Annotated in this window: 16 protein-coding genes; all 16 read right to left on the bottom strand. The window is 43.6% G+C overall.

The genetic code is table 11. From position 1 onward, the window contains the following. Positions 1–6: 6 nt before the first annotated feature. The 16 genes from AC27KT_RS08335 to AC27KT_RS08260 all read right to left on the bottom strand — a co-directional run bounded on the left by AC27KT_RS08335 (position 7) and on the right by AC27KT_RS08260 (position 20,611). Positions 7–2,067 (bottom strand): DUF1302 domain-containing protein, encoded by a 2,061-nt coding sequence (locus tag AC27KT_RS08335; RefSeq protein WP_487128993.1) that lies wholly within the window; start codon positions 2,065–2,067, stop codon positions 7–9. 352 nt (positions 2,068–2,419) lie between these two features. Further along, the gene (locus tag AC27KT_RS08330) at positions 2,420–2,662 is read right to left on the bottom strand and encodes a DUF2835 family protein (RefSeq protein ID WP_487128991.1); all 243 of its coding nucleotides are present in this window, start codon (positions 2,660–2,662) and stop codon (positions 2,420–2,422) included. Next, positions 2,649–5,258 carry an aminopeptidase N gene (pepN, locus tag AC27KT_RS08325; RefSeq protein ID WP_487128989.1) on the bottom strand — a complete coding sequence of 870 codons (2,610 nt, stop codon included), beginning with the start codon at positions 5,256–5,258 and terminating at the stop codon, positions 2,649–2,651. The genes AC27KT_RS08330 and pepN overlap by 14 nt, the downstream gene beginning before the upstream one ends. A gap of 47 nt (positions 5,259–5,305) precedes the next feature. Next, on the bottom strand, positions 5,306–6,781 hold the full coding sequence (nhaC, locus tag AC27KT_RS08320; protein WP_487128987.1) for a Na+/H+ antiporter NhaC: 1,476 nt from the start codon (positions 6,779–6,781) through the stop codon (positions 5,306–5,308). A gap of 72 nt (positions 6,782–6,853) precedes the next feature. Beyond that, positions 6,854–8,188, bottom strand: a complete 1,335-nt coding sequence (locus AC27KT_RS08315) for a sodium-dependent transporter (RefSeq protein ID WP_487128985.1) — start codon at positions 8,186–8,188, stop codon at positions 6,854–6,856. 82 nt (positions 8,189–8,270) lie between these two features. Beyond that, a complete protein-coding gene (prc, locus tag AC27KT_RS08310) occupies positions 8,271–10,313 on the bottom strand; it encodes a carboxy terminal-processing peptidase (protein WP_487128983.1) in 2,043 nt (680 codons plus the stop codon). A 3-nt stretch (positions 10,314–10,316) separates the two neighbouring features. Next, positions 10,317–10,985 carry an RNA chaperone ProQ gene (proQ, locus tag AC27KT_RS08305; RefSeq protein ID WP_014949542.1) on the bottom strand — a complete coding sequence of 223 codons (669 nt, stop codon included), beginning with the start codon at positions 10,983–10,985 and terminating at the stop codon, positions 10,317–10,319. A 16-nt stretch (positions 10,986–11,001) separates the two neighbouring features. Further along, complete coding sequence (locus tag AC27KT_RS08300) at positions 11,002–11,292, bottom strand: hypothetical protein (RefSeq protein ID WP_014949541.1); 291 nt, start codon at positions 11,290–11,292, stop codon at positions 11,002–11,004. A gap of 2 nt (positions 11,293–11,294) precedes the next feature. After that, positions 11,295–11,750: a GAF domain-containing protein gene (locus AC27KT_RS08295; protein WP_014949540.1), complete on the bottom strand. Its 456-nt coding sequence runs from the start codon at positions 11,748–11,750 to the stop codon at positions 11,295–11,297. A gap of 12 nt (positions 11,751–11,762) precedes the next feature. Beyond that, positions 11,763–12,494 carry an SIMPL domain-containing protein gene (locus AC27KT_RS08290; protein ID WP_487128980.1) on the bottom strand — a complete coding sequence of 244 codons (732 nt, stop codon included), beginning with the start codon at positions 12,492–12,494 and terminating at the stop codon, positions 11,763–11,765. Positions 12,495–12,886: 392 nt separating this feature from the next. Further along, positions 12,887–14,008, bottom strand: coding sequence for a pyridoxal-phosphate-dependent aminotransferase family protein (locus tag AC27KT_RS08285; RefSeq protein WP_239247201.1), 1,122 nt, complete (start codon positions 14,006–14,008; stop codon positions 12,887–12,889). Positions 14,009–14,527: 519 nt separating this feature from the next. After that, entirely contained in the window at positions 14,528–15,052 is a 525-nt protein-coding gene (locus tag AC27KT_RS08280; protein ID WP_487128978.1) for a gamma carbonic anhydrase family protein, read from the bottom strand. A gap of 10 nt (positions 15,053–15,062) precedes the next feature. Beyond that, positions 15,063–15,923 (bottom strand): acyl-CoA thioesterase II, encoded by an 861-nt coding sequence (tesB, locus tag AC27KT_RS08275; protein ID WP_014949536.1) that lies wholly within the window; start codon positions 15,921–15,923, stop codon positions 15,063–15,065. Further along, the gene (locus tag AC27KT_RS08270; RefSeq protein ID WP_487128976.1) at positions 15,916–17,796 is read right to left on the bottom strand and encodes a protein kinase domain-containing protein; all 1,881 of its coding nucleotides are present in this window, start codon (positions 17,794–17,796) and stop codon (positions 15,916–15,918) included. Before AC27KT_RS08270 ends, tesB begins: the two co-directional genes overlap by 8 nt. 88 nt (positions 17,797–17,884) lie before the next feature. Further along, positions 17,885–18,763 carry a 23S rRNA (adenine(2030)-N(6))-methyltransferase RlmJ gene (locus tag AC27KT_RS08265; protein ID WP_487128974.1) on the bottom strand — a complete coding sequence of 293 codons (879 nt, stop codon included), beginning with the start codon at positions 18,761–18,763 and terminating at the stop codon, positions 17,885–17,887. Positions 18,764–18,910: 147 nt separating this feature from the next. Next, entirely contained in the window at positions 18,911–20,611 is a 1,701-nt protein-coding gene (locus AC27KT_RS08260) for a dihydrolipoyllysine-residue acetyltransferase (protein ID WP_487128972.1), read from the bottom strand. Between the last annotated feature and the right edge of the window lies 1 nt (position 20,612).

Genomic DNA, 20,612 nt, shown 5'->3' with positions numbered 1-20,612 from the left:
CCACTCTTAGATTGCGTATTTGATGTTAAATGAAATGAAGTCTCTGTCAGATAGCGCATTGGTTGTACCAATACCACCCCAGAATGCACTGTAAGACGCCGTTGCAGACCATTTGCTTAAATAGTCGAACGTGAAAGAAAGTGCAGCAGACTTAACATCTTCTGTGAAAAGGAATAATGGATCCGGCGTTGTACCTTCAACATCGTGCGAGAAGGTACCGCGAACGCGAAGGTTCATACCCGCGAATATTGAATTGTAATCAGCAACAGCTAACAAACGGTAACCCCATGCGTCGTCTGTTGCAAACGGGTTAGTTTCAGGGCCATCCGAAAGACCAACGTGTAATCCCTCACGAGCATTGCCGTTGATCGGTTCTAGAGACGGTGTTCGTGCTGTGCCCGGTGCATTTAAACGAATTACGTCTGGGTCTGGCATATCAACAACGTTCACATAACCTACTTCACCTAGAAGCACAAAGTTATCAGAGCCGAACTTAGGACCAAATACGTGTGATGCAGTAAACTGCATCTGCCATGTATCAGAGAATAGGAAACCTTCTGCGGTTTCACCTGGGCCTACAGCGCGACCAATGTTGTTAAGCTGTGATATACCTGCTAAATCAGGACGTAGGCCAGCATTCGCAAGCTGCTCAGGCATACCCATATAAAGCAGTTCAACATCGTCGATTTGTAATGGCTCATCTACACGGTATGCAAACTCACCAGCAAGAGCCGTAGTGCCAATGTTAGTGTTAAAGCTCATACCATAAAGCTTGATGTCTTCTGGGAAAAAGAATTCAGACTTTGTGAATGCGCCAAGTTCGGTAATATTATCACGTGTAACTTCGTTTGCTGCTATAAACGCCAAGTCTGCGCCGATACCCGCTTGCGTAAAGTCAGAGGTAACGCCTGAAATCAATGGGCGTTGGCTGTGATAGTTGATGTGGTAAAAGCTAAACTCAGTTTCGTTAAGGTTTTCTGCAAACCATGTTAAGCGAAGACCGTATTGACCTTGATCGTCTGCATCATTACGCACCTCATCACTAAAGCCTCTCACAGCAACTTTTGTTGGGTAAGCGAGGTAAGCTTGAGAAATCGCCGCAGGATCTGCACCTGAGCGCAGTAAATCGCCGTAGCCATTTAGCGCTGTTAATAAATGGTCAAGGTCAATATCAGGGTTACCACTGAAACCTAGCTGGATGTTGTTGCGCTGACCGCCCTCGCCTGCGAAGTCATTACCAGCGAAGTAGCTTCCCGATACCGGTAACCAGCTCTCCTGCCATTCGTATTGATAATAACCAGAGATACTGACTGTATCGGTAAGGCCTAACGACGCATACACCATACCTACTGGGAGGAATACCTCTTTAAGTTCAGCGCCTGGTGCACGTGCACGAGTAACGTCAACAGGGTTGGTTGTGTTGATACCGTGTTGGATGAACGTACTTTCCCCCCAACTGATAACCTGGCGACCTACACGAAGCGTAAGAGGCTTGTCGCCAATCCACCAGTCGCCGTAGAAAAACGCATCATATAGACGTACGTCTGTACATAGTAAGTCTTCTGCTTCTGGGTCTTGGCACAAGTCGTATTGGTTACCCGTTATAGGGTTAGAGTATGGGCGGTCGCCATCCATCTGCTCAAAATCATAGAACCAGAATCCACGAGCAAAAAAGCCGTAGTCACCAAAGTTAATATCTAGTTCGTGTGTTCCTGACACTTGCGTAGCGAAAGCATCGCCTGGATCGTGAGCAAGGTTACCTAAGTCACCATTGGTTGAATATGCTCCGTCTGCTAACGCCCACACATCGCTGCTTGGGTATAAAGGATTGAAAGCTGCGTGATAGCCACTCCAATCGAATTGAGGGTGGTTACTGTTACCAATAAGGTCGTAATCTCGTGCCTCTGTTCGAATACTTGTAGCCAATGTAAATGTTGAATCTAAAGAAATACTTACATCACCTACTTGCCAGTTTGCAGCATGTACTGGTACTGCAGCAGCACCTAGCAGTGAGAGAACTCCCGCTGCTACCGGTGATATTTTAAAAGCGCTAGGCCCGTTTTTCATATTTTTATACTCCCAAGTCGATGTGACTTAATACGTGACATCATGACCAACCATAACGATTAACAAAATCATTACATCATTTTGCCATAACCGCAAGAACTAATCCTACCAGTTAACAAAATTTACAACATTAGTCGTATCAAATAGTTATTGCTTTATTGTGAGTATAAAAGGCATTTATAAAGTTGCAGAGAAATTGTACAAATTTATTGAAAATGAGGTGTGTTAGTTATTTTGGGCTACATAAAGGATATGTGGGGAACTATATCTAACTTTTTTCGATAGGTAAGAAAGTGTTCAGGTACTCTTATGCTAAGTAATATTATCTTTAGGTGTGAATAAGAAAAAGGCTCTACCCTAGCCTTTCAAAAGATTTTATTTTTTTGTTGGCATCAACAATCATCCTAAAACGACCTTTAATGCCATCGGAGGTAACAAACTGCCTCAAACGGTTCGTTGGTACTTGAACGCTTAAGCCAGATTCACTCACCATAACCACATCTGGCATAGATGGAACATAAAGCACCTCACATTGTTTGTAAGGCGCATTTATTGAAAAGAAAAAAACCGAATCAGTTTGGCTAACGCTTGTCATAAGCAAGGCTTTTACTTACTTTCTCAAACAAATCTTTACTTAAACCTTTGTGATTAAGCAAACGGCCTAGCTGTTGCTTCATATGAACTTGGTGTTCACTTGCATAGCCCTGCCATTGCGTCAGTGGCGTTACAATGCGGGCTGCAACCTGTGGGTTGACCGCATCGAGCTTAAGTAAGTAATCGGTAACGAACTTATAGCCACTGCCATCCACTGCGTGGAACTTTTCGCTGTTATAGAAAGCAAAGCTACCAATCACCGAGCGAACGCGATTTGGATTACTCATCGCAAACTGCGGATGCTCACACAACATAGTGATAGTGGCAAAGATGTCGTCTCTATTTTGTGTCGCGTGAAGTGCGAACCATTTGTCCAAAACAAGCGGGTCGTGATTCCACGTTTCTTCAAATTGAGCCATTAAGCTATCGAAAGTGGAAGCGCTACAGTGTTGTGCGCTTCTTAGCGCTCCTAGTGTGTCAGTCATATTGTCAGCGGAGTCAAACTGAGAAACTACAATGTGCTCATGCTGTGGTAACCGAGCTAAGTGTGCAAGCACGACGTTTTTGCAGCGTCGTTCGTTGATAGCGCTCTGTGTATAGTTATAAGCTTTTTGTTCTATGCTGTTGAAAATATATAACAATTCTTTCTCTAAGCCACGTGCAAACTGGTCGCAAAACGCTTTTCTCGCTTTCGAAAGTGCGGAAACGTTTATGTTGCTTCGGCTTTGGCAAAGAGTCTCAAACGAAGGGATTACTAAACATTCACCTAACAGCTCAAGGTTGTTTTGCTCTTGGGCAATAGCTTGCTTGATACCGTTCCAGATTTCATTGCTAATACCAGACCCCGGCGATTCCTCCAATTGCTTCACACAGCGGTCATACAACGTTTGCATTGCATCCCAACGATTAAATGGATCCTTCGCGTGCTTAAATATAGTAAGTAAAGACTCTGTCCCCAATGGGTTTTCTACTTTAGCTGGCGCTGAGAAGTTACCCAATACTACAGGAGTTAAATGAGTAGTTTTTGCTTCTACAGTAAAGCGCATAGAATCATCTTTTAAAATGACCATGCCGTTTTGAATTAGCGACTCGTTATCTGTGTAGCTTTTCCCCTCCTCATCAATAATCTCGATATTTACAGGAATATATAGAGGAAGCTTTTCTTTCTGATCAGAGGTTGCAGGTGTGTGCTGTGACAATGTAAAGCTATGCTTAACAATGCCATCATCATCGACCTCAGTGCTGTGTGCGACAGAAATCACTGGTGTACCAGATTGACTATACCAGCGGGTAAACTGGGTTAAATCTAAATCAGTAGCAGACTGCATGGCTGAAATGAAGTCATCACAGGTGACAGCCTGACCGTCGTGTCTTCTAAAGTACTCGTCCATACCACGTCTGAAGCCGTCAGGCCCCAATAATGTGTGGAACATGCGAATAACTTCAGCGCCTTTGTCATAAACCGTCACCGTGTAGAAGTTGTTCATTTCAATGACTTCTTCTGGACGAATTGGGTGACTCATTGCACTCGCATCTTCTGCAAACTGGTGTTCTCGCATAACACGAACGTGCTTTATACGATTACTTAACGCCGAAGTCATATCAGCGCTGAACTGTTGGTCTCTAAATACAGTAAGCCCCTCTTTAAGGCTTAGCTGGAACCAATCGCGACAAGTAACCCGGTTGCCGGTCCAGTTGTGGAAGTACTCGTGCGCGATAACCGACTCAACATTGAAAAAGTCATCGTCGGTGGCACTTTTTTGATCGGCTAATACAAACTTACTGTTAAATACATTTAAGCCCTTGTTTTCCATCGCTCCCATATTGAAGAAATCGACGGCAACAATCATGTAGATATCTAAGTCGTACTCTAACCCGAACACATCTTCGTCCCACTTCATCGCCCGCTTTAGAGATTCTAATGCGAAAATACCTTGAGACTTTTTGCCTTTATCAACATAAAGTTCTAGCGCAACCTCTTTACCGCTAGTGGTGGTGTAGCTATCGGTAAGTAAATCGAAGTCACCGGCAACCAGAGCAAAAAGGTAGCTAGGTTTTGGATGTGGATCGTGCCATTTAACAAAATGAGTATTTTCGTCAACTTCGCCCTTGTCCACTGGGTTGCCATTGGCCAAAAGCATAGGTACTGATTTGTCGGCAACTACCGTCACTGTGTAGACCGACAAAACATCCGGGCGGTCCATGAAGTACGTAATGCGACGAAACCCTTCCGCTTCGCACTGCGTACAATAGGCACCACCTGATAAATACAAACCTTCCAGCGCCTTGTTGTGCTCAGGCGCAATGGTATTGGTAATCTCTAAGACGAACTCATCAAGTTCAGTAACTACGCTTAAAGCGCTATCTGTTACCGTGTATTCATTATCAGCTAGATGCGCACCGTTTATAGAAATAGAATCTAGCGATAGATTATCTCCATCAAGTACTAATGAATTATCGTGCGCGCCATTACGAGTGACGGACAGCGTGCTAATAACCTTGGTTTGCGTTGGGTGTAGCGTTATATTTAGGTCAACTGTCGCTATTGAAAAAGCGGGCGGCTGGTAGTCCGCCCGGCGTTTAGCTTGAACTGACATAGATCCTCCTAAAAGAAAGCCTACGTGGGGTTAATTGGAACTCTGTGTTAAACCGAATCTTTGCTGTTTACTTCAACATGTGGTGGCGTAATACGTAAAATCTTAATACCTAAATACGCATAAACAACAGCAAGGATCGGATTGATTACGTTGAAGAATGCATAGAATACGTAATCAAATGGATTGACTAATAAAACACTGTGCATGTAAGCACCACAGGTGTTCCAAGGAATAAGTGGAGACGTAAGTGTGCCGCCGTCTTCAAGGCTGCGAGAAAGATTCAATTGGTCTAAACCACGCTTTTTGAATTCTTCCTTGTACATACGGCCTGGCATCACGATTGAAATGTACTGATCTGCTGTAACTAGGTTGGTACCAAAACAAGTAAGAATGGTTCGGCTCACCATATCCCCTGCAGACTTTGCACCAATTAATATGGCAGAAACTGCACGCTTTAATAGGCCAACACGCTCTAATACGGCACCAAAAGACATTGCACAAATGATCAACCAAATAGTATTTAACATTGAAGACATGCCACCACGAGAAAGTAAGCTATTTAAGTTCTCGTCAGGCGTTGAAAAGCTTACGCCATCGAATAGCGCAGTCCAAACTACCTTCAACGCACCTACATTCATTGAATCATCGCTACTTGCCATAGAAGTAACCACATCCCACTGGAATACTACTGCCCAGACACCACCTAACAAAGCGCCGATAAAAACAGCTGGGAACGCCGGCATCTTTTTAATCGCTAAGGTGAGCAAAACGACAAGAGGGATTAACAAATGCCAACCTAAGTCAAAGGACTCATTTAACAAAAGTTGCATCTGCTCAATGCGTTCTGCTTTGGCTTCACCCACTTCGCTAAAGCCAAGTACCGTAAATAGAATAAGCGCAATAACAAAGCTCGGAATCGTCGTCCAAAGCATGTAACGAATGTGCTCAAATAAATCCGTGCCCGCAACGGCAGGCGCTAAATTTGTTGTTTCGGACAATGGCGAAATTTTATCACCAAAGTACGCACCTGATACTACTGCGCCGGCTGTTATGGCTGCCGACATTTCCATGCCTGCAGAAACCCCCATTAGCGCAACACCCACAGTCGCCGCGGTAGTCCAAGAACTACCTATACTCATTGCAACAACCGCACAAATTAGACAAGCGGCAGCATAGAAAAACGAGGGGTTAAGCAACTCTAAACCGAAATAGATAAGCGTAGGCACGGTTCCAGCTAGCATCCATGTGCCAATAAGAGAACCTACCGCTAATAGAATTAAGCAGGCACCTAAAGACATTGAGATACCGTCTACAATGCCCTTTTCGATTGTTTTCCAGCTGTAGCCATTTTTCATTCCAATGATAGCGGCTAAGCCCATCGCTAAAAGAAGTGCAATTTGGTTTGGACCGTAAGAAGAGTTATCGGCAAACAAATAAACTGCGCTTCCCATCATTATGACTAACGCAAGAATAGGAAGCATTGCATCGAGAAGTGACGGCGTTTTTATTTCTTTATTCGTCATTGTCGTTTTTTAAAACCTTATTATTGTGTTTGTAACGCGTTAAGCGTGCTGTCCGCTTTTTACCAGAATGCTTTAGAAAACTGAGCGGTAGAACATAAGCGCAATGATAACGGGACACACAAAGCGTACGTACCAAGGCCAAATTTTCCAGAAAATGCTGTGTTCAGCAAACTGATCACCTTGTTTAAGTTCATCGAGTATTGCATCTCTGCGCCACACCCAACCCGCGAAAATACACAAGGCGAGTCCTAGCAACGGTTGGCTATACTCGGTAGTTAATGCGATAACAAAGCCGAACAAGGTTTCAAAATTTAAAATGATGACGCAGCTTAATACAAAGATCACCGATGCCATTAATAACACGGCCTTTTTACGTTGAAGACCTTTACTTTCTACCATGAACGCAACGGGAACTTCCAACATTGAAATTGAAGACGTGACGGCAGCAATCGCCATTAGCGCGAAAAAGGTAAAGGCAACGAAAAGGCCAACGCTACCAATGGTATCAAACAGTGCTGGTAGTACTTTGAAAATCAGCGTGTCACCTTGGATTAACGCGCCTTCTGGTGTGAAGATTTCAACGCCGTTGTTTAATGCTACGTACATGGCCGGGATAATAAGCATACCCGCGATAACCGCAACGCCGATATCGACGAGCGCTACCGACGCGCCAATGCTAGGTAGATTTTCATTTTTACTTAGGTATGAACCATAAACCAGCATGGTACCTACACCTAGCGACATTGAGAAAAAGGCTTGTCCCATGGCGTTAATTAATAAGTCTGGGTCTAGAACGCGAGAGAAGTCAGGTACTAAATATGCTGACCAACCTTCTACGGCACCAGGCTGTAGGCTCACATAAACAATCAATGCAAGAATGAGAATAACCAATGTAGGCATCAAACGCACTGACCACTTCTCAATGCCGGACTTTACACCACCGACAACGATAAATGCAGTTAAGCCCATGAATAAGAAGCAGAAAATGATGTTACGCGTAACTGATGAAGTGAGTAGCCAGTCGCTAGCACTCGTAATTCCCACCATGCTTACGGCTGCATCGGCGAAATAGACCAGCATCCATCCGCCTACAATAGCGTAGAATGCAAGGATAAGTGACACGGTAACACAGCCCCAAATGCCCGTTAGCCTTCCGACGAAATTGCCTGATATTTTACCTAAAGCGTCAACCATATTCGAACGTGAACTACGTCCGATTATAAGTTCTGCCATAAGTACGGGATAAGCGAGTACAAAAGCCAGTAGTAAGTATACGAGAACAAATGCTGCGCCGCCGTTACTCGCTACCTTTGTAGGAAAGCCCCAAATATTACCTAGTCCTACTGCCGAGCCTGCCGCTGCTAGCACGAACCCTATTCGAGAGGAAAATTCGCCTCTGATAGCCATGTTATTTCCCTTTATTATTGTTTTAATAATTTATAGACACAAAAAAAGGGCTGGCCCTAGACCAGCCCTTTTTTCTAATCACTTAATTTCTTGTGATAGCGTAACGGCCTGTTTCGATCATATCGAATGTAATATTGGCTGCCTCGTCCAAGAATGGATCTAATTCTTCCATATCTTCAGGTAGGTCGTCCAATGTTGTGACAGTTTCCATTCCCAATCGCTGTAAACGTTCGTTAGCACGAGCAAGCGACTTCTCTTCCGCCTCTTTCTTCTCGCCTTCACGTACAGATTTAACTAATGAGATGAAGTCCTTGTCTTTATTTTCCTTGTATTCCTTTATGTCGTCTTGGATATAAGAAAACTCAGGATCTTGTAAAATACGCTTGTTGTGTTTCGCTGTTAAAACGTCAAGCGCAGCAGTACCGTCTGCAAACGTTGTATAGTTAGCGCGATTGATACTATCCCATGGCAACGCATTTTCTGCTTGGCTTTCTCCCCATTCAGCTGGTTCAACCGCCGATGGATAAAGAATGTCAGGAATAACGCCTTTATGCTGTGTGCTGCCGCCGTCAATGCGATAGAACTTGGCGATAGTAAACTGAACACTACCTAATGGGTTATCGTAAAGGTCATAAATTTTACCTAAACCGCGATGCTGCTGCACTGTCCCTTTGCCGAAGGTTTGTTCACCAACGATGAGGGCACGGTTGTAGTCTTGCATCGCTGCCGCAAAAATCTCTGAAGCAGATGCGCTATATCTGTCAACCAATACCGTTAGCGGGCCATCATAAGCCACTTCGCCATCTGTATCACGGTTAACGCTAACTTTGCTTTGACCGTATCGAATTTGAACCACCGGGCCTTTTTCGATAAATAAGCCAGTAAGCAAAGTTGCTTCGGTTAGAGAGCCACCGCCATTACCGCGTAAGTCTACGATAACGCCTTTCACGTTTTGCGCTTTCAAGCTTTCAATTTCTTTAGCAACATCCATACTAAGGTTGTTGTAAAAACTTGGAATGGTGATTACACCTAAAGGCTCACCCGCGTGAGGGCCAGTCTCTGGCACATATACTTCCGACTTGGCTGCGCGATCTTCTAACTTAATTTTATCGCGAGTAAGGCTAACTACCGACGTGGTTTTCGCGTCCGTGGCTCCTTTTTCTACCTGTAGACGAACAGTACTTCCTTTCGGACCTTTAATTAACTCAACCACTTCGTCCAATCGCCAACCAATCACATCAACAAACTCTTCGTCGTCTTGTGCTACGCCAACAATTTTATCTTCTGGTTTTATTGCGCCAGACTCGTCTGCAGGACCGCCAGGTACAACGCTTTTGATTACCGTGTAATCATCTTCACTTTGTAATACGGCACCAATGCCTTCAAACGACAAGTTCATGTCCATTTGAAAACGTTCAGCGTTACGCGGAGATAAGTAACTGGTGTGAGCTTCAATTGTACGTGCGAATGCATTCATTGCAGTTTGAAAAACGTCTTCGCTCTTTGCTTGCTTAGTGCGCTTTATCGCTCGCGTATAGCGTTTGGTAAGAAGCTCTTTCGCCTCTTCCCACGTTTTGTCTGCAAGTATTAGATTCAACGCGTCGTATTTAACGCGTTGACGCCAAATTTCATCCAGCTCAGCCTTATTAACAGGCCATTCAGCATCTTCTCTGTCATAAAAAAACTTATCGCCTTCTTTTTCAAAGTCGAACGGGCCTTTCTCTAACAGTGCAAGTGCAAATTCATAACGCTCAATGCGTCGTTTTGCGCTTACGTTATACATGTCATAGGCAACGGAGAGGTTGCCTTTACTCAGCGCATCATCAAACAATGTGCGGTATTTCTCAAAACCCACAACATCAGACAGCAATAACACTTGTTTATTGTGATCTAATGAATCAATAAAGCGCTGGTAAACTCTAGCTGAGAGTGCATCATCCAACAAAATTTCCTTGTAGTGCGCCCTAGTAAAGAGTGCGCTTACTCGCTTAGCTGCAACACTGTGTTGAGATTCCTGTTGTAAAATGGGAAGCTCGTCTACCTCTGGTGTTGACGTAACTGCACCTGCTCCTACCCCAACGGTAAGAAAAGCACTGGCGATGGAAATTCGAAGGATGTCTCTCATATTTTACGACCTCTTGGAGCGTGCCAAACGTAAAGCGTCTGCGTTTACTTTAACTACCATGCCTGAGTCTAATTGAACGTGAATGCCATCTTTAGCTACTTCGGTAATTACTGCAGGCATAGGTGCTTTACCTAATTTAACGGTAACTTGCGTACCTTGCTGTAAATCGCTATCTGTCAATTTCGCAGGTGGTGTATTGTTTGGTCTGTTATTTTTCGGTTTAGTTCCGCGCTTAGTATCAGCATGGTCCGAATTTGCAGATTTTTCACCTTTTGGACGATTAAATTGACGTTTATCTTTTCGCTTAGGCTGCTGAGCTAGCTTAGCTTTGCGCTTTTCAGCTGCTTTGGCTTTGCTTTCTTCTAACTGCTGCTGCGCATGATCAGCGTGTTCTTTTTCAATTGCATCGCCTTCAACGCCGTCTAAATCTACACGGTTTGCACCTTCTTTGATGCTATGAAGATAGCGCCAGCTGTTGGTGTAATGTCGTAGTGTAGAACGAAGTAAGGTTTTGCTAACGCGTTCCTCTTCTTCTAAACGTGTGGCAAGATCTTGAAAAATACCGATCTTAAGTGGGCGGGCCTCGCCTTCAATGCTAAAGCATTTTGGAAAGGTCTCTGCAAGGAAAGCTATCACTTCCTTACTGTTGGTAAACTTCTCTGGTGATTCCATTAACTTTCTAAATTATTCAGGAGATTTCATCGTTACTTGCATCATCCCAAGTTGCCAGCGTGTGGTCAACCCAATCAAGCAATTCGTCGTCATCTATTTCTAATAAATGCTTATCTTGTTGCCAAGATTCCCATGCGTAGTGCAAAATTTGCTCTAAACGCTGTGTTTCAATATCTTCTTCTGCATTGTCGTACACCGCATGTAAGATAAAATTTAAACGTTCAGATGCCTCATCTGGGTCATCATGAAAGTCTTCCATATCCTCATACGTGGATAAAACAACGTGAATATCAACACTGGATTTCATAATTATTTCTGCGAATCCATAAGAATTTGAGCAATTTCAACGAGCCCTTTTTCGTCTTCTTCGGTAAAGCGTTCAAAAACAGGGCTGTCGATATCAAGTACACCAACCAGCACATCGTTTAGCACTAGTGGAACAACAATCTCAGAGTTTGACGCGGCATCACAGGCAATGTGTCCTTCGAACTGATGAACGTCTGCTATACGCTGAACGGTTCTGGTACTTGCACTCGTTCCGCAAACGCCCTTTCCAAGAGGAATGCGGATACATGCTGGTTGCCCTTGAAATGGACCAAGCACCAACTGTTCTTCTTTATACAAATAAAAACCTGCCCAATTCACCTCTTCGAGGCTATTGAAAAGCAGCGCACTTATATTTGCCATGTTAGCGATAAGATCGTGCTCGCCAGAAACCAAGCTCTTTGCTTGGTTTATTAACTGACCGTACTGTTGTTCTTTCAAACGAATTTCCTGCTATTGAACAATGTTAAAAGACACATTAACACGCGCTTCTATGCGCTCTTGGCCAGGTAAAGACATAGACATGTCTTTGGCAAAAGCTTCTGCGCGCATTACTGGAATCGGCATATTGCCACCAGATTCTGAGATTGCAACAACTTCACCTACTTCAATCTCTAATTCTTTTGCTAGTAACTGTGCACGTTGCTTTGCGTCTTTTACCGCAGAGATAAGTGCTTTTTGATAGGCATCGCCTTCACCAACTGAAATAAAATTAAATTGTTGTATGCGATCAACGCCTCGTTTAAGCACGCCATCTAATACTTTGTCATAAGTTTCAAGATCAGTAGATGTGACAGTGATATCTCGTGACAACGTGAAACCTTCTTGCTGACGGCCTTGAGGCGTATTGATATAGCGAGGTTGTAAGCGTACTTGCATACTCTGAATGTGCTTTTCATCTATGCCTTGATTAAGCAAGAACTTAACAATAGAGCGCAGATCCGAATCAAGCTGAGTGTTCAGTTTACCTACTGTATTACCTTCTTCTTCAACAACGAGTGTGACTGAATAAGCGTTTGGTGTCACTTCTACCGCTCCTACGCCTTGCACATTTATAACCGCTTCTTGTGCGGCCTGTGCAGAAACCATAGGTGCAGATAAGGCAATAAATGATGATGCTAACAATGCTTTTTTAACTACACTTTTAGCTGTCAAATAAGTATTAGTACGCGTGATCATTTTCATAGAGATTCCTTTTTTTATGGTACCGTTTAATTACGTTACCGAAAGGATAAATGTTTAAAACTGAATAGTTTATGAATATACGCAACAAACGAAATCTTAGCACTGAACTGAGACAAGAAGAGATATAACTTCGCCGAGATGTGCTTTTTATGAGGCAAGACCCAAAAATGGATAAGTAATACCAGTTAACTTGATGTAGTACCACTATACATGCGGTAACACGACGTGATTACGAACATTTTAAATCTCGCAGAGTGGGTAATGATCTATGCGGACCGGTATCTAAGCGCGATGTTAAATTGGCTTTATATGCTAAATGGTTAAAAGCCAACCGTTCAGCTAAGCATCTCGCTGAACGTGTTGACCGAAAAGATTAAAAGGCTCTTGGCGTTTTACTTAAGCACAGTGCGCAACGCAGCAAGGCAGTGGTCGATATTACGGGGTTTACATGCGTATCCCATAAGACCAATTCGCCATACTTTACCGGCATGATCGCCTAAACCGGCGCCGATTTCTAAATTAAAATCTTCAAGCAATTGCTTGCGAACGGCAGCATCGTCTACGCCGTCTGGAATTTTAACTACATTTAACTGAGGCAAACGATAAGCACTGTCTACCGTTAGCTCTAACCCAAGTTCACTTAGACCCTGCGCAAGTTTTTCATGACCCAATGCATGACGCTGCCACGCATTTTCTAAGCCTTCTTCTTTTAAAATCAGAAGTGCTTCGTACATAGCGTACATACTGTTGACAGGTGCGGTATGGTGGTAGGCACGCTTGGCGCCCTGCCCCCAATAACCAACAATCAAGTTCATGTCTAGAAACCAGCTTTGCACTTTCGTTTTTCGGTTTTGAATAACGTTAACTGCTCTTTCACTAAATGAAACAGGAGAGATACCCGGCACGCAACTTAAACACTTCTGTGAACCTGAATAAATAGCGTCAATGCTCCAACCGTCAACATCTAACTCGATACCTCCAAGAGAGGTAACTGCATCAACAATGCTAAGACAATCATACTTTTTAGCCAGCTCACAAAGCGCTTTGGCTTCATTGCGTACGCCCGTAGATGTTTCTGCGTGAACAAAGGCAAGGATCTTAATATCCGGATTGGCTTTAAGGGTGTCTTCTACCACATTAAGGTCAGTTTGCTCGCCCCATGTATTGTTGACGGTAATAGCCTCACCACCACAACGCTCTACGTTTTCGACCATTCGATTGCCAAATACGCCGTTAATACACACGAGTACCTTATCGCCTGGTTCTACAAGATTAACAAAACATGCCTCCATTCCTGCTGAGCCCGGAGCAGAAATAGGCATAGTAAGTGCATTCTCAGTTTTAAACGCATACTGTAAAAGCTGCTTGGTTTGGTCCATTAACTCAATGAATAATGGATCGAGATGGCCCAGGGTGGGTCTCGCCATGGCGTTTAAAATTCTGGGGTTAACATCGGATGGTCCTGGACCCATCAAAGTCCGTTCAGGGGGAATAAAAGTAGAAAATGATTGCATAATCCATCCTCGTATTAATGTAAGAGCCTGTTTTTAGAGTCAGTATCACGCATATTTAGCATGAACGTTGACGTCATACTACAAGGATAATGGCATGGTACAACCGTCTGTTTTCAACATAACTTACATGAATGAAAGTATGTCTATATATTTAACAAGGGTATATATTAACAACGCTTCATCACGTGGATAAAATGTGTGCAACATGTGGATATAAACTGTACATCTTTTTCTCAAAAAACATCACATCCGACCAGTTTTTAGTCCATTGATTACTAACGTATAAGTTCTACAATTTAATTGACGTTGAGAGTGTAAGATAAAATTCACACAAAAATTGTTTATAATTTAAACAAATGTATTCTATACTCATTGTCCGTTTAAAAGATTTTATTTAAACTCTCCTGTGTAAAAGTTAGCGCACGGCTCAGCAATGAGCCATTCCCCTAGGCCCGGAACGTTTGTTCTGGGCATTTTTTATGGGGATTCAAAATATCGCGAACAGCCTAGTCTTAAATTTCAGCTATCAACTGGCTGTAATGATGACTTATATGTTTTGGCGTTATCTACGTAGTGTTCAGCGGACGCTTTTAGTTTGGGTTCGATCTTCTCATCAAATGTTCTAATGACTTTACCAGGCGCTCCAACTACTAAACTATAATCTGGAATTTCCATGTTTTCCGTTATCAAAGCGTTAGCGCCAATGATGCAGTACTTTCCAATTTTTGCACCGTTTAATACGACAGCGTTAATGCCTATCAAGGAATAGTCACCAATCTCGCAGCCGTGTAGCATGACTTTATGTCCTACTGTTACCCCTTCACCTAGCATTAAAGGAATACCTGCATCGGTGTGTAGTACGCTGCCATCTTGGATATTCGTATTTTCACCAACGGTTATCTTGTCCATATCGCCGCGTATAACCGCATTGAACCAAACGCTTGAACCCACTTTGAGTTCAACATTACCAATAACATGTGCGCCTGGCGCTATAAACGTACTTTCATCAACCAGCGGTGATGTAGAACCTAATTTGTAGCGCATTACCCTCTCCCTATTCGTCTACTTTTCTCATTAATCCTTCTTGCATGGTTGACGCAACAAGTTCACCATTTTGGTTAAAAATTTGTCCGCGTACCAAACCTCTAGAGCCTCCGCTAAAAGGACTCTCCATTGCGTACAATAACCATTCGTTCATATTGATTGGGCGATGGAACCACATAGCATGGTCTATAGTTGCGATTCGAAGTGATTTATCGGTTACCGCAACACCGTGTGGTTGAAGCGAAGTACTGAGAAAATGATAATCTGATGCGTAAGCAAGCGCAGCTTGATGAACAGTCAGTGATGCATTCATTGTGTCTCTTGCTTTTAACCAGATATAACGCGTCGGTTCGCGTTTCGCTGACTGGTAAGAGTTAGCTGCATCTACCGTGCGGATATCTACAGGTTTGTGATAGCTCAACGCTTCTTGCATAGGCCGTGCAATTTTATTGAAGTTAGCTTCATAGAATTCAATGTCAGACTGCACATCTTCCGGCGCAGGCACATCTGGCATTGTTGGGTTTTGATGCTCCATGCCATCTTGAGGAACCTGAAAAGACGCTGTCATGTAGAAAATATTTCTACCATCCTGAATGGCTTTAACCCGTCTAGCAGAGAAACTTCTGCCGTCTCGCACTACTTCAACATCGTAAACTACAGGCTTTTTAGCATCGCCTGGTAGTAAAAAATAAGTGTGGAATGAGTGTGCGACTCTACCAGCCTCCACTGTTTCGTATGCAGCTGCTAACGCTTGCCCCAAAACTTGTCCACCAAACAAGGCGCGGAAGCCTAAATCCCAGCTTTGACCTCGATAGATGCCAGCTTCCACTGTTTCGAGTTCAAAAAGTGACGATAGTTTAATCTCAGACATGTTGTACTTTCTCTTCAATTACTGCTTTTGGGTTTCGCGGGTAATACTTCTCAGGCAATTTTGCTTTATGCTCGAAAAAGCGCGTATCTTTATAGGGTAACTTCATAAACCCTGAAATGCCTAGCCCTTTTATTTTGGGAATTTGCTGAACGAGTTGCGCTAATAATGCGTGGAAGCGCTCTTCTTGGCTGTGATCAAGCAACGTGTAATAGTTGTGAATTTTCAAATGCCGCGGTAATGCTTCAAATATAATACAACCAGTGTGATGTATTGTATTAAGTTGAACGATGGTATCGATAATCTCCTGAGGCAGCTTTAATAGTTCGTCTGGGTCATCGCCATCTTCGAAATATGAGTGAGTACGGCTTTCATCCTTTTGTGCAGAAACCCGTGATAGTTCGTAGGGAATAAACATACCGTCTGCTGGTTTAAAGTCTTCATCTTCACTTTCGCGTTCAATGTGCAGCGTGTTTTTGGCGTTGAACATACAACATTTGAACACCGCGGGCTTGTGAATAGCCCTTGCTAAATTAATGACATTATTTACTGCTAAATCAAACGCTGCTTTCATTGATTCATCATATAAGTTCAAGCTTGAATCGACATATATACCTTCTGGCTCCCAGCGCACAGCCATACCGCCAACTACAGGGTAACGGCCTAGTCTACTTATTGCAGAAACAAATGCTTTTTCGGTATCCCCCATGCCCTGTAAATAGTTTTTGTAGTAGCGGTCAAATTGCGCGTCGTCTATATAGCGAAGTTCCTCTACGTCTTTTTCATCTAATGAATCAGACAATCTGGCCTGTTGGCGTAGGTAAGATTTTCGAGAGCTGTAAACAACGGTTTCAATATCAGCACGGTTTTGAGAGTGGGCCAGCCACGTAGGTATTAGCGGAGTGTATTGCGGTGGCTTGTCTTGTGTGAAAACCATATTCTTCAAAACGTGGAGATGATTAAACAGGTAATCTCCGCCATGTCTTCTCTTTTCTGGATCTTCACTGAGCATATGCTCAAGGATATTAGCAAGCATTTTGGGAAGACCAAGAGATGAAGGTGTAATAACCTTGCTTCCGTAACGGCACGACTGCCCTGAAGCCAGAGCATACAGGGTGCTCGCTAGGCCTTGTTCATCAAAGCGTGGGCTGGAAAGTGCGCCATTAAGTTGCTCTTCTCCAATAAAATAAACATCACCAAGTCGAGCATTAGTTTGATGCAGTTCACCCGACATTAAATCCATGACATTGTTACCCACATATTGCCCAGTGATGTCAGTCTGTGCGAACACTGAAGAGCCCCAATCAATCAATCTAACCGATTCATTTTCGGCATCCCAAACCAGATTCGAGGGTTTTATGTCTCCGTGAACAATGGGTTTAATTTCTCCGTTTTCACTGTATTGGCGAAAGCTGGATAAAAGTTCGCCGACCTGCACTGCAATTTTGACGATAATACGGGGCGATAGTGGGCCTGTTTTCAAACTGACTTTTTCTAAGTCTTCTCCAGGTGCACGCCCCATAACTAAAATGGATTGTTTACGTATTTGTTGATATTCAATGAACCGCGGCACAAACTCGTGATTAACGTGAGAAAGCATAAATGCTTCCTCTTCTAGTCTATCTTGCACATGCTGCGGCAACGTTATTCGCGAAAACTTAAATACCCGTGATTCACCGCTTGGCGCGTTCCCTGCAAACGCAAACCCAAAGGCTCCTTTCCCTAAAAGTTCGATGTCACTGTACCCCAACCCTTCTAACTGTGAGATACAAAGGTTTACCCAGTCTTTTAGCTTTTTCGCATCCGCATGAGATAGCAGATATATCGACTGCTCATCGGGTATATAGAAATGTTTTAGGCCTTTGAGTTGCGACATGTTTTTTACTTCACGCTTTTAGTGACTTATTTGAAACGGATTAATCAGCAACAATACGCTTTCCATTGTTAGACTTTACAGTCAGCGGTCAATTATCTTCGTTTATCCAGGTAACATTCGCGGTAGCGTGATAACCAGCTTCATTCTCACCTAGCATACCAACAACGCTTTCCAACGCGCTTTTTAAATTAGCATCTAGCTGCCAAGGCGGGTTTAGCACGAATACGCCCGAACCATACATTCCGGCATCAGCGGCATTTTCTTCCACGCATATTTCTGCTTTAAAACAGGGTTTACCCATTGCTGCAAGCTTTTCACACATAGCTTCACTTGCACCACTTTTGGCACCAGCCCTCTCTGACAATAGTGGATACCACACTACGATTTGTGCCTGCTGCCAGCGTTTAAATACCTGTTCCACACCCTTAACAAGGTCGCTATATTCATTCACGCGCTCATAAGGAGGGTCGATTAAAATAGCACCGCGATTGGGTTTAGGTGGCGTGAGTGCGCGAAGACCTTCGTACCCGTCACGTTTATGGACGTGGCTATTAAGGGTACGTAAACGGGATACGTTGCTGTCTAATTTATCGAATTCCGCAGGATGAAGTTCCATGAGGTGTAAGTTATCACCGTCTCTTTTCGCTTTTGCGCTTATTGCCGGTGAGCCCGGATATTGTTGTTGTGCTAAAAACGGTTCACACAACGATAAATAGTCGGCCAACAAATTTGGCAAGCCCTGAACGCCTTTATCATCTATAAGCAAACGAGAAATACCTGTCTCGTACTCTTTATTTTTTGATGACATGGCATCGGTTAGATCGTACGCGCCCGCGCCTGCGTGGGTGTCGAAAAGCGTAAAAGGTTTATCTTTTTTCTTTAATGCGTTGATAACGCCAATCCAACAAAGATGTTTGATGACATCAGCGTGGTTGCCCGCATGAAAGGCATGTTGATAACTAAGCACAAAACCTCAGTAAAATTTTCGTTTGTTTATAGTGCTCTATAATAACGTCAACGCGCTTTGAGGTATACAAAACAAAAAAGGGCCAATAGTTTTACTATTGGCCCTTTAAAAATATTGCTACTGCAAATCAAATTGCTTTGGATGATATCACTTAAGGTGCATCAACATTTTTTCCGGCTGAGTTAGGTAACTCATCCATAGATTATTGAATCGCACCATAGTCGCACCATCAATAATACGGTGGTCGCCAGACCAATTAACCGCCATGATATTTTGCGCGCTAACATTCCCTTCATCGTCAAAGCGTGGAAGTTTCTGCGTTTTGCCAAGAGCAACAATGGCAGCTTCTGGCTTGTTAATTACTGGCGTTGCGGTAATACCGCCTATTGCGCCGATATTAGAGATACTAATCGTACCGCCTTTTAGGTGCTCGCCAGCCACGCGGCCCGCTCTGGATTGTTCGATAATATCCTGCATTTGAACAGCAATATCTAAAAGCGAGAGGTCTTGTACGCGTTTAATATTGGGTACAAGCAAACCAATTTTAGAGTCTACTGCAAAACCAATATTGTGATCTGTGAAGTAGCTTATCTCAGTGGCGTCTTCGTTAAGCTGACTGTTAATGACAGGGAACTCATTAAGTGCCAATGACATTGCTTTAACGAAAAACGGCATAAAGCTGAGTTTTACATTCTTCGCTTCAAATTCAGGTTTAAGCAGCTTGCGTAGCGCCATCAGGTTGTCCATTACCAACTCGTCACTGACTGTGAAGTGCGGGATAGTATAGACCGAAGCCGACATTTGTTTCGCCATAGCGGCCTGAATACCGCGTACTTTTTCTGTTCTAACGCTGCCTTTAAGCACAGTGCTTGTGCTATTCGAATCACCTTTTTCTGCGTTAGATGAGCTTGGCGCAGAAGATGTCGAATTTTGAGACGACGTGTCAACATTCGGATGTTGTAGATTCAACACGTCAGACTTAAGGATCCGCCCCTTTTTTCCCGAGCCTTCCACAGTAGAAAGGTCGATATTCATTTCTCTTGCAACACGTCTTACCGCGGGGCTAGCCAACACCTTACCTTCTATAGCGATAGGTGGCTCGTATTCGCCGTCGCTGAATTTTGAAGGAGCAACTTGCGCTGATTGCTGACTTGAACCGTTTGTTTGCGTGTTCACTGAACTTTGAGATGCAACGCTTGAAGCACTGTTGTTTGCCGATGGCGATTCGTCATTAGTACCGCTAGTAGTTGTGACTTCACCGGCAACTTCTAGCGCAAACAATGCACTATGCACTTTCGCTATATCGCCTTGCGCATAATAAAGACGATGCACGGTACCTGCGTTTTTAGCGGGGATCTCTACCACTGCCTTGTCGGTCATCACTTCTACAACGGCTTGATCTTCTTCAATTTCATCGCCTTCAGCCACGTTCCATTTCACAATTTCGCACTCGACAATACCTTCACCAATATCTGGCAAAATAAAGTCTTCGATGTGCTTGCCGTTTGAAGCGCCTGAAGAAGCACTATCATTCGCTGTCGCTTTTTCAGACGCATTGTCTTTTACTTCCGCTTGCACGTCTTCTTGTGTATCTGAGTTAGCGTCGGCATCATCTGGCGTCATAGAGAATAACGGTGCGTGCACTTTAGCAATATCGCCTACCGCGTAATGCAGTTTATTAACCACACCCGCATGCATTGCAGGAATTTGCACGGTAGCCTTGTCGGTCATTACTTCCGCGACAGGTTGATCTTCTTCTATATGCTCACCTTCAGAAACTAACCATTCCAGAAGTTCGCATTCAACTATACCTTCACCAATGTCCGGTAAGATAAATTCAATTGTCATT

The organism is Alteromonas sp. 5NW40-0090 (assembly GCF_057552975.1).
This window is presented reverse-complemented; position numbering and strand designations above follow the sequence as displayed.